At 33.5% G+C, this 1,827-nt stretch carries 1 protein-coding gene; it reads left to right on the forward strand.

Annotation, left to right across the window (positions count from 1 at the left end; translation table 11 throughout):
• Positions 1–193: 193 nt before the first annotated feature.
• Positions 194–1,771 carry a type I restriction-modification system subunit M gene (locus CKF58_RS08075; RefSeq protein ID WP_119532737.1) on the forward strand — a complete coding sequence of 526 codons (1,578 nt, stop codon included), beginning with the start codon at positions 194–196 and terminating at the stop codon, positions 1,769–1,771.
• Positions 1,772–1,827 lie beyond the last annotated feature (56 nt).

Consider the following 1,827-nt stretch of genomic DNA (forward strand, 5'->3'; position numbering starts at 1 on the left):
AATCTCTTGCGATTGTAAAAATCATTACAACCACCATCTAAAGATCTCTTATAATACCAATTTTTCTCTGTTTCCTAGAGATTTAACCTAAATTCTTAGTATAATTGAATAGTATGAATTTACCTCACAGGTATGCTAGAGGTAAACATGAATTATTAAGAATGTTATTTTTTCAATTTTTAGGGTGTAAACGATGTCATCTATGGAACAACGCGCTGAATTACAGCGCAAAATTTGGCAAATTGCAGATAATGTACGTGGATCTATTGATGGTTGGGATTTTAAACAATATGTACTTGGTACACTATTCTATCGCTATATTAGTGAGCTTATAGCTAATTATATTGGTGACGATTATCACACTTGGAGTGACGAAACAGTTCAGAAAATATTTGATCAATCTGTGGAAATGCCGGAGAATGTTAAGTTTATTATTGCTTCTAAAGGCTTTTTCCTTTTTCCAAGTAAACTATTCTGCAACATTGCTAAAGATGCACATAGAAACAGCAATTTAAATGTTGACCTGAAAGAGGCCTTTGAACAAATTGAAAAATATACTAACGAATACTCAGAGCCTGTATTCAAAGGACTTTTTTCAGACTTCGATGTTACTAGTTCGCGCTTAGGTGCTACAGCAGCAGAGAAAAACAAACGTTTAGCAGCAATTCTTCAAGGTATTGCTGATCTTAATTTCGGCAACTTTGAAGAAAGTAAGATTGATTTATTCGGTGATGCTTATGAATTCTTAATCTCTAATTATGCTGCGAATGCTGGTAAATCTGGAGGTGAATACTTCACACCACCACAAGTATCACAATTACTTGCTCGTTTAGCTATACATGGACAAAAAAATGTAAATGCAATTTATGACCCTGCTTGTGGTTCTGGATCACTTCTTCTCCAAGCTAGAAAACTATTAAATAAGAAAGAATTAGATAAAGGTTACTTTGGACAAGAAATAAATCCAACTACATACAACCTAGCACGTATGAATATGTTGTTACATGATGTTAATTATAGTCAATTCAATATCAGTCTAGGTGATACTCTATTAAAACCTGTATTCAATGAATACTCTCAAAAACCTAAGATACAGGCGAAAAACAAACCTTTCGATGTAATCGTATCTAATCCTCCATATTCAGTTAAATGGGTAGGAGAAGATGATCCTACATTAATTGGTGATGAACGTTTTGCCCCAGCAGGAGTTTTAGCACCTAAAAAAAATGCAGATTTTGCCTTTGTTTTACATGCATTAAACTATCTTTCTGAAACAGGAAAAGCATCTATCGTTTGTTTCCCTGGTATCCTGTATCGTGTAGGGCCAGAACAAAATATCCGTAAATACTTAGTCGATAATAACTACGTAGAATCAATTATTTCTCTTTCAGATAAACTATTCTTCGGAACTTCAATTTCAGTTAATATTCTTGTATTATCGAAAAACAAGAAAACCAAAGATATCCAATTTATTAATGCTTCAGAGTTCTGTGTTAAAGGGAAAAATAATAACTCTTTAACAGATGAGCATATCGATAAAATCGTAGAGATGTTCGCCTCTAAAGAAGAGATTCAGTATGTAACGAAGAACGCTTCTTACGAGAGTATTGTTGCTAACGACTACGATCTTTCTGTAGGTAAATACGTTGAACCTAAGTCTACACGTGAAGTAATTGACATTGATGCTGTAAATAAAGAACTAGTTGAAGTTGTAGCTGAAGTTAATAGATTACGTGCTGAAGTAGATGCACTCATTGCTAAGTTCAAATAGAGGTTTATATGCAGCGAAATAGTTATGTCAAAAGACTTTTACAATCGCAAGAGATT

It is taken from the genome of Psittacicella hinzii, assembly GCF_003585935.1.
Classification (GTDB): domain Bacteria; phylum Pseudomonadota; class Gammaproteobacteria; order Enterobacterales; family Psittacicellaceae; genus Psittacicella; species Psittacicella hinzii.